The following is a 9,054-nucleotide window of genomic DNA, read 5'->3' as shown; positions in this document are numbered from 1 at the left end:
ACGCACACCCCCAACAAACAACAAATCCCCAGCTAGAGCACCTTTTGGCACTCTTCCTGGGGCGGTTTTCTGGCTGTCAGGCAGTCCACCTGAATGTTAATAGCTAGTGGTAACAGGCCAACAGCCCATCCGGGCCATCAATAACTGTGATTGGAGTTTCGAAGATGGGTGTGAGGACCTCATCGCGCATGATCTCCTCCGGTCCCCCGAAGGCAACGATGCTTCCGTCTTTGGCCGCACAGATGTAGTCGGCGTAGCGAGCGGCAAAGTTGATGTCATGGAGGACGATGATGATCGTCCGGCCAAATTCCTTGGCGGCCTTTCGCAAATGCTTCATCATCTCCACGGAGTGTGAGATGTCGAGGTTGTTGAGGGGTTCGTCGAGAAGCACGTAGTCCGTCTCCTGGCAGAGCACCATCGCCACGTACGCGCGTTGGCGTTGCCCGCCGGACAGCTCGTCCAGGTAACGATTCTCTAATTCTCCTAGGCGGAAGAAGTCGATGTAGCGCGAGATCACCTCTTCATCCTCCGTGGTCAAACGCCCTTTGGAGTAAGGGAAACGGCCGAAGCTCACCAGCTGGCGCACGGTCAGCTTCGTAATGAAGTGGTTTTCCTGGCGCAGGATGGAAAGGATCTTCGCCAAGTCCTGCGAGTTCGTGGAGGACACGTCATAACCGGCGACCTCGATGGTGCCTTCGTCGACGTCGAGAAGCCGGCCAATCATCGTCAGCATCGTGGACTTGCCCGCACCGTTGGGGCCGATCAACGCAGTGATGCCGCCGGAGGGGATCTCCAGATCAATGGGGCCGATGTTGGTCTCGCCGGAGTAGGACTTGGACACTTTGGAAAGCTTGATCACAGCTTGCCCTTTCGCAGAATGACCAGAAGGAAGACGCTGCCGCCCACTAGCTCAATAATGATGGAGACCACGCCCTGCGCATAGAAGACGTGCTGCATGAGGAAGTAAGCGCCGGTGAGAACAGCGAAGGCTGTGGCAACCGCCATCGGAAAGAGGAAGCGGTGGTCATAAGTCTCGGCTGCCTGGTAGGCCAGAGTTGCCACAAGGAAGCCAAGGAAGGTCATGGGCCCAACGAGCGCGGTGCTCGTCGCCATGAGAATGGAGACCAAAATCAGCGTGTAGATTGCATTGACCTTGTGATTAACACCTAGATTCGTTGCGGCATCGCGTCCCAAGGCCAACACGTTGAGCTGTCGGGAGTTCAGGAACATTAGCAGCGTCACCGCGAGAACCAGCGGGATGGCGATGGGATAGTACTCGCTCTCCGCGTTGTTAACGGAACCGAAGAGCCGCGCGGTGAGTACGTCGAATTCGCTGGGGGTGAGCATGCGCTGCATAAACGTCGACAGCGAACCGAGGCCACCACCGATAATGATGCCCACGAGAAGCATCGCATGCATGTTGTTGCGTCGGCTGGTCAGCAGCCAGGAGTACAGCACGAGGGACAGGCCCACCATGAGCACGAGCTGCAGAAGGAAGGTTCCCATGTTGCGGGCCTGGGTCAGGCCAGCGGCACCAAGGAAAAAAACCGTGGCTGTATTAATCGCAACGTACAGGGACTCAAATCCCATGATCGAAGGAGTAAGGATCCGGTTATTCGTCACGGTATGGAAAGCCACCGTTGCCACGGACTGGCATACTGCGACGATCGCCATGGCGGTCACCGCATCAGCGCGGCGACGCGCAATGAGCCACCACTTGCGGGTACCGAACTCCATGGGGTTGTCGTAGGCCAACAATCCAAAAGCAAAGACCAGCCCGGCGACGATCAAAGCGCCAAGAATAATCCAGTATTTACGTGCTGCAGCCGCGGATTGAAAACTGCCGACGCTTCGCCGGGCACGAGATGCTTGCACAGGTTCCTTCGTCGCAGGGATAGAGATACTTACCCTCACTTGGTCGACCTCACGATCAAGACGACGAACACGATAGCACCCACAATCCCCAGGATGACCGATACGGGCATCTCAAACGGAGAGATAATTGTGCGGCCAATTAGGTCACACAAGGTCACCGTGGCAATGCCGAGCAGGCAGACCCACGGCAGGTTGGAGCGCAGGTCATCACCGCGCAACATGCTCACTACGTTGGGAACGATGAGCCCAAGGAACGGCAGGGAGCCAACGACGACGGTGACAACGCCCGTCGCCACGGCGATGAGTCCGGTTCCCAGCAGAATCATCCGCTGGTAGTTCAGACCAATATTGGTGGCAATATCCTCCCCTAGCCCAGCGACGGTGAGCTTGTCAGCGTAGAAATATACCGCCACCAAAACCAGCAGGACGATCCACAGGACCTCGTATTGGCCTTCGTAGACGGAAGTAAAGGATCCCATGAACCAAATTCCAAGCTGCTGCAAGGTATCCGTCGCTAGCGCCACGTAGGAGGATACTGCGCTGACAACAGCGCCCAACATAATGCCAATAATCGGCACGATGAGTGAGGAGCGCAGCGCCACGCGGCGCAGGAACGCGAAGAACACCATGGTTCCCACGAACGCAAAGAACACCGAAATGACCATTTTCACCAGCACCGATGAGTGCGGGAAAAGAATCAACGAAAAGAGCAGGCCCAGCCCGGCCCACTCGGTGGTTCCCGTCGTCGTGGGTTCCACGAAGCGGTTTTGGGTCAGCAGCTGCATGACCAAACCGCTCATTGCCATCGCAGCGCCCGCTAAAACGAGCGCCACGGTACGCGGTACGCGGGTGGTGAAGAACATCGCCCAGCCGTCCTCATTATCGAGGATGCTGTACTCCCCCACCATGAGGGAAAGGACCAGAAGCGTGACGACGCCGAGCACGCCGAGGCCCAGCTTCCAGGTCAGCACAGGCTCGCGGGAGTTGCGCGGGCCTCCGGCTGAGCGCTTGGCCGAGGCACTGCTCTTCACCGTCACGGTTTAGTCTCCTCCTTCGCTGCCGAAGAATGGTTAGGCGTTGGCCTTCTCGAAGGCGTCGGCAAGCGCGTTCAAGATCTCGGTGTAGGTAATGATGGACTCATCAATGTAGGTGTCATTCGGTGCCACGTACACGTTGCCTTCCTTCACAGCGGTGACGTTCTTCAGCGCCGCGTTGTCCTTGACCAGCTTCTCCCCCGGGGTGACATCCTGGCCTTCCTTGGAGATAGCGGAATCGCGGTCCATGACGAGGATCCAATCGGGGTTGGACTGAGCAATGGCCTCGACAGAGATATCGTCGCCCTCGTGGTCATCGGAAGCATTGTCGACCTCCAGGGCCGGGGTCAAGCCAAGCAGCTCAAAGACCGGACCGTACACACGCCCGATGCCGGGAGCGATGTATCCAATTTCACCGCCAGAGGTGTTCACAGCCATGACCTTCTGCTCTGGGTTGTAGGCCTTCTTAGCACGCTCAGCAGCGGCGTCGAAATCCTCGATGAGCTTAGCGGCATCCTCTTCGTGGCCGAAAACCTGGCCCAGGGCCTCAGTGTGGCGCTTGAGCTCGTCGAAGAAGTCTTCGTCGTCGCGCGGCTCGAAGTCAAGCACTGGGACATCCTCGAGCAGCTTCTCAATATCCTCTTGGTGCTGCTCGAAGCGCTGGCCGTTCCACACGGCGTCCGGCTCTGCAGCTACCAGACCTTCAAGGTCCGGCTCCTTGTGGGAGCCCAGATCAACCTCGACCGTGTCCTCGTTGTAGGTGTCACGCAAGGACTTCGGCACCAGCCTCAGCGGTGCGGCAGCAAGGTCGATATCCCACTGCGCCAGGACAGAGAAGGCGCGGTTATCCGTCACCGCAGGGTTCTCCACCGGGAGGGTGACTTCCTTCGAGCCGAAGTTATCCTCCAGGGTGATGGTGGACGCGCCTGCCGCCGCGGATTCGGTCGGCTCAGCGGTCTCCTCAGACTGACTGGAAGAGCAGCCAGTGAGGGCAAGCGCTGCCACCGAGAGAGTAGCGGCAAATTTAGCGGCGGTCGTGCCCGCGGCACGGCGAGAAAGGTTAAACATAGCTTCCTTGCATATTAGGTGTGGCTAACCACAGTTGGCAAATAAGGGCAGCGCCTAACCTAACTCAAGTAAAGCTTACCTTTCAAGCATGCTGATGTTTCCTAATTCACGACGGGGGTAGCCGGCCGCCGACCGATGCCCCGTGACGTGCCATTTCAATTGTGTGGGCTTCTACCCCTCCTCAGCAATGAGATCGCCAACCGCCACTGGCCCTTCCCTATCGAAATCCTCCCGTGCCGCGCGGCGGAAGTCCGCATCCGCGAGGAAATCAAGGGCAACCTGAGCTAACCCTGCCGCCGAATCAACGGCTGCATCCACCGCCTGCGGCGTGGCTGCCCAGTGGGCAAAGTCCTCGGTGTGCAGGGCGACGTCGGCAGGCGATACCTGCACCATCGGATGCAGACCAGGCACGAGATGGGAGACATTGCCAAAGTCAGTCGAGGCGGCCACCGTATCCGGCACCGTGCCTGCCGGCAGTGGTGTGCGCCCCCGGCGCGCCTGCGTAGCCGCCCATCGTTCCACCAACGCCGCGTTGTTACGCACAGGCAGCGTCATCGGGTGCTCATCCCACTCCACGTTGACCTCGACTCCGGCCATAAGTGCAGCGCCCCGAACGATGTCTTCCACCCTGGCGGACAGATCCATGAGTGTGCGCGTCCCCAACGAGCGCACGTAAATAGTCATATCCGCCTCGCTCGGGATGATGGAGGGGCGATCGCCACCGCTCATGATGGCGTGTACCCGATCCGAGGGCGGCATTTGCTGCCGCATCAGCCCAATCCCCTGGTAGGCCAGGCTCGCAGCATCAAGCGCATTGCGCCCCATGAAGGGCTGGGAGCTCGCATGCGCGGCCACGCCGCGATACGTAACGCGCAGGATGCGCCGCCCCACCCAGGCATGCGCGCCAATGTCATAGCCAAAGCCATGGATCATCACTGCGGCATCTACGCCCTGTAGGCTGCCGCCGCGGATCATGTATTCCTTGCCGGAATGACCTTCCTCCGCTGGGGTTCCTTGGAGGAGAATGCGGCCGGATAAGGAAGGAACGTCGTCAAGCGCGGCAGTAGCCGCTAAGAATCCAGTAACGCCCGCCGCGGCAATGACGTTATGCCCGCACGCGTGCCCGATCTGAGGCAGGGCATCGTACTCCGCCAGGATGGCCACGGTGGGATGCCGTTCAGGGTCGAAATCTGCACTCTGCCAGGAAGCTTCGAACGTGGTCTCCACGCCGTAGACCCCGCGACGGACGGAAAAGCCGTGCTCTTCAACGATGTCCGCCAGCACCGCCATGGAGCGATGCTCCTTGAACGCGGTCTCGGGATGAGCATGCAGGTCCGCGACGATGTGCGCGGCCTTCTCCCGCAGTGCCTCGGCGCGAGCGGCCACCGCATCCCAGAGCTTATCCTGGCCCGGGTAGTCCTCTCCCTGTTTTTCCGGTGGAGCTGCGGACGCCACGCGCTTGGCGACGCCCTCCTCCATCGCCTCCAGATACGCTGTCGATGGATTGTTGCGTTGATCCATACTTTTAACCAATCATGACGTTGTTGCCTGGGCCCAGTGGGAGGTCCACGTAGAACCAAGTGGCCAGCAGGATTGCCCAGGCAGTGAAGAACGGAATAACGAAGGGAACGAGGCGCGACATTAGCGTTCCTAGGCCTGCCTCGCGTTCATAGCGCTGGAGGAAGCCAAGCATGACAATCATGTACGGGTTCAGCGGGGTAATGATCTGGGTTGCCGAATCACCCACGCGGAACGCACCTTGGATAAAGGCCGGTTCATAGCCCAGCAGAGCGAACATGGGCACGAAGACCGCGGCCATGAGCGTCCACATGGAAGAACCCGAAATAATCAGAAGATTGAGGCAGGACGCCAAGACGATGAAGGCGAAGATGGCCGCGAAGCCAGTAAGCCCGATTGATTCCAGGAAGGCAGCACCCTTCACCGCTGTAAAGGTACCGATGCCGGTCCAGGCGAATAGCGCCACGAACTGGCCCAGGATGAAGGCCAAGATAAGGAAGCTCAGCATATCTTTGAGAGCGCCCATCATCATGTTCACGACATCAGTAATGCCCTTGACGGTGCCCACGACCCTGCCGTAGACCACGCCGAGGAGCAAGAAGTAAGCGAACACGATAAAGACGATGGAGTTCAACAGCGGGGATTTAGGCAAGAAACCGCCCTCTTCGTTGCGCCACGGGGAATCCGGAAGGAGAGTCGCGAAGAGAATGATGGCGGTGAGGATAAGCGTGGCAATGCCAGACCACATGAGACCCTTGGTCTCGGCCGGGCGCAGCTCAGCGGTGAGCTCCTCGCCGTTCTCGTCACGGTCACCGCGCTCGGCGGCGTCTTCGGGGTCGATATCCTCCTCGGTGGGGACATCTTGCTGCCACATGCGCGGCTCAATGACCTTGTCGATGATAAAGCCGGCAAGCACACCCAGCACGATGGAGGAGGCCACGTTGAAGTAGTAATTCGACATGGCGTTGACCGGAGCGAATTCGGTATTCGGCAGGGTGTCCATAACCGCGGTGGTAATACCAGCAAACAGCGCATCCAAGGAGGTCGGCACCAAGGCAGTGGAATAGCCCGCGCCCACAGCGGCGAAGCCGCCAATCAGACCCGCCACTGGGTGGCGGCCCGCGGCCTTAAAGACCATCGCGGCCAGCGGCGGAACGATAACGAAGGCCGCATCCGCCATGACGGAGGCGGTCACACCAATTACGCCGACGGCGTACGGAAGCAGCCACGGTTTCGCCGAACCAAAGAGCTTCCGGATCAGCGCTGAGAGCATTCCGGAGCGCTCCGCCACGCCGACTGCGAGCATGATGGGCAGCACCGTCACCAGCGGCGGGAAGTTGATGTAGTTCTCCCCCATCGTCGTGGTGAACCACGTCAGTCCTTCACCGGTGAAGAGCCCTTTGACCGGCTGAATCTCATCACTGCCGGGAATCTTAATCTCCACGCCCATCTTCGCCATGATGGTGGAGAGCACGCCGGTGATAAGGAAAAGGATAAGGAAGATGGTGAAGGGCTCGGGCAGTTTATTGCCGACGTATTCAACGCCATTGAGGAACTTATCCAGCATTCCCCCGCTGGATTGCTGACTCGATTTTTGCTCTGCCGTGGCGGGATGTGCTTTTGATTTCTCCGTGGTGTCAGCGCCGCCTTTCGGCGCTGTATTGGATGGGCTGTTCATGGGTACTCCTGTCGTAGGGGTCAGTCCCAGTGCTCCACGTCACACTGTTGAGGAAAGGCTACCACGGGAATGTAACTTGGGTAACAAATATTTTCCTTCTTCGGCAGATTTTGTACGGCCAGAGCTACTCCGACTCCGCTTTCTCGCCGCCCGCTCACCTCCGCAACCTACAGGCTCTCCCTAACTACGCCCACGGCAAATAGTGGCCAAAAATCGCCAGTTTTTAGCTCCTTATCTACCGTGAGCGTCACCAGATTGCCCGAACGTTACGTCCCCACGCTCAGCTTCGTCGCCGCTCGACTACACCAGCCCGTTTATCCGCGCGAAAGGATCCCATCCACTGTCGCGGTGTGGCTCATATTCCGCAAAGTTGGCAGCGTCGACGGCAGCACTGTCTGATACGAGGTGCGCAATGAGCGCGACAGTCATATCCATCCCCGCCGCAACACCTGAGGAGGTCCATCGATTACGGTCGTGCACCCACCGCGCCTCCGGCTGCCAGGACACATCGCCCCCGAAGGACGTGGCCCAGCTATAGGCACGCTTATTGCTCGTCGCGGTGTAGCCCTCCAAGAGCCCGGCCGCCGCCAGGACCGCAGAACCCGTACACACGGAGGCAACCACCGGCGCTTGCGCACCCACCTCACGAAGCCACGTCAGAAAAGATTCGTCTTCCACGAGCTTCCGGGTCCCCTTTCCTCCCGGGACGAGGAGAACGTCGGCCGGCTCAATCTGCCCATAAGAAATTGTCGGCACCACTTCCACGCCCTGCGAGCTAGCAACTGGCCCACTATCCGGTCCTGCGAAAACAACGGCGACATCAGGCACCGCTTGAAGCAGCTGGACGGGCCCGAAGACGTCGAGAAGCTCGAAGCCCTCAAACAAGACGACCGTGATGCGGAGAGATTCGGTATCCATGCGGCCATCCTAAAGCAGGCTGCAACGACACCGATATTGAACTACCTCCCCCGAGCATCCGTGAGCACACGTAATTGAAGCAAAACCGGATACAGATGGCCCACAACCCCGACAACAAGAAGAACTGTAGCCGCAAACAATCCGTCTGCCGCAGCGCACCATCCAGCGCTACATATATGGAGCAACAATCCCCACGCATGACCGGCTGCCGACGCTCGCATGGGACGAAGAGGGGTCGCCCCTTCACGCTTGGCAGACTCTTCTCTGCGCATCGCCAAAATCATGCCATTCCATCCGATTCTCGTGAGCACAGCATTGAATAGCTCGACACCCCACCGACGGCTAGCAACGCGAGAAAATGACATCCGCCGCCACAGCGAAACCGGAATATGGCGCTCCAGAGAATCCCCAACAAAGGGAGCGAGCCCGAATCCCAAGAGAATAGCTGTAATTACGAACCCCACGGCATTCGCACCAGTTTCATTCGCCACAACATTCAGCCCTAGCACGGCTGTGATAGTCCCAGCGAAAGCGATCACTTCTACCCCCCTTTAAAGGAACTCAAGAAAGCCTGCTAGCGGTTTCACGCTTCTTTCTCTATTCAGAACCCCCTGACGCTTCCCGCCAGACAGCTGCTACCCAAGCTTAGCCACCAAAACGGTCTCGATACAGCATTCCCCTCGGTGAACACTCATGCTATTTGTGGAGCCGTCGGGGCTTGATTGGGGGCTTTTGTGGGACTAATGCGGGACACGGGTGGCCCTACCTGCACGCACCGGACATGCGCCATTACTGCAGGCCAGGGATACAAAACGAGAAGAGGCCCCAGCTAGAACGTTATCTAGCTGGGGCTTTCCGGTGGAGCCGCCGGGGACTGAACCCCCACACCACAACACAGCAGGTCACAGGCGCAATTCAAGAAACAAGGACGGGGGACCTGACCCCTGTTTGGTAGACACCTGA

General features: G+C 58.9%; 7 protein-coding genes. All 7 read right to left on the bottom strand.

Going from position 1 to position 9,054, the window contains the following annotated elements:
- Positions 1-103: 103 nt before the first annotated feature.
- A complete protein-coding gene (locus HMPREF2807_RS00340; protein WP_070509567.1) occupies positions 104-859 on the bottom strand; it encodes an iron ABC transporter ATP-binding protein in 756 nt (251 codons plus the stop codon).
- Complete coding sequence (locus HMPREF2807_RS00335) at positions 856-1,875, bottom strand: iron chelate uptake ABC transporter family permease subunit (protein ID WP_070509566.1); 1,020 nt, start codon at positions 1,873-1,875, stop codon at positions 856-858. Before HMPREF2807_RS00335 ends, HMPREF2807_RS00340 begins: the two co-directional genes overlap by 4 nt.
- 35 nt (positions 1,876-1,910) lie before the next feature.
- A complete protein-coding gene (locus tag HMPREF2807_RS00330; protein WP_369816129.1) occupies positions 1,911-2,906 on the bottom strand; it encodes an ABC transporter permease in 996 nt (331 codons plus the stop codon).
- 39 nt (positions 2,907-2,945) lie between these two features.
- Entirely contained in the window at positions 2,946-3,977 is a 1,032-nt protein-coding gene (locus HMPREF2807_RS00325) for a siderophore ABC transporter substrate-binding protein (protein ID WP_070509564.1), read from the bottom strand.
- Between the two features lie 171 nt (positions 3,978-4,148).
- Positions 4,149-5,498 carry a M20 family metallopeptidase gene (locus HMPREF2807_RS00320; protein ID WP_070509563.1) on the bottom strand — a complete coding sequence of 450 codons (1,350 nt, stop codon included), beginning with the start codon at positions 5,496-5,498 and terminating at the stop codon, positions 4,149-4,151.
- A 4-nt stretch (positions 5,499-5,502) separates the two neighbouring features.
- A complete protein-coding gene (locus HMPREF2807_RS00315) occupies positions 5,503-7,173 on the bottom strand; it encodes an AbgT family transporter (protein WP_070509562.1) in 1,671 nt (556 codons plus the stop codon).
- Positions 7,174-7,473: 300 nt separating this feature from the next.
- Positions 7,474-8,091, bottom strand: coding sequence for a DJ-1/PfpI family protein (locus HMPREF2807_RS00310; RefSeq protein WP_070509557.1), 618 nt, complete (start codon positions 8,089-8,091; stop codon positions 7,474-7,476).
- Between the last annotated feature and the right edge of the window lie 963 nt (positions 8,092-9,054).

This window comes from Corynebacterium sp. HMSC074A09, assembly GCF_001811545.1.
GTDB classification, from domain to species: domain Bacteria; phylum Actinomycetota; class Actinomycetes; order Mycobacteriales; family Mycobacteriaceae; genus Corynebacterium; species Corynebacterium hiratae.
This window is presented reverse-complemented; position numbering and strand designations above follow the sequence as displayed.

Coding starts and splice junctions, on each gene's coding strand:
- HMPREF2807_RS00325 (WP_070509564.1), bottom strand. CDS start 3,977: ATGTTTAACCTTTCTCGCCGTGCCGCGGGCACGACCGCCGCTAAATTT.
- HMPREF2807_RS00320 (WP_070509563.1), bottom strand. CDS start 5,498: ATGGATCAACGCAACAATCCATCGACAGCGTATCTGGAGGCGATGGAG.
- HMPREF2807_RS00315 (WP_070509562.1), bottom strand. CDS start 7,173: ATGAACAGCCCATCCAATACAGCGCCGAAAGGCGGCGCTGACACCACG.
- HMPREF2807_RS00310 (WP_070509557.1), bottom strand. CDS start 8,091: ATGGATACCGAATCTCTCCGCATCACGGTCGTCTTGTTTGAGGGCTTC.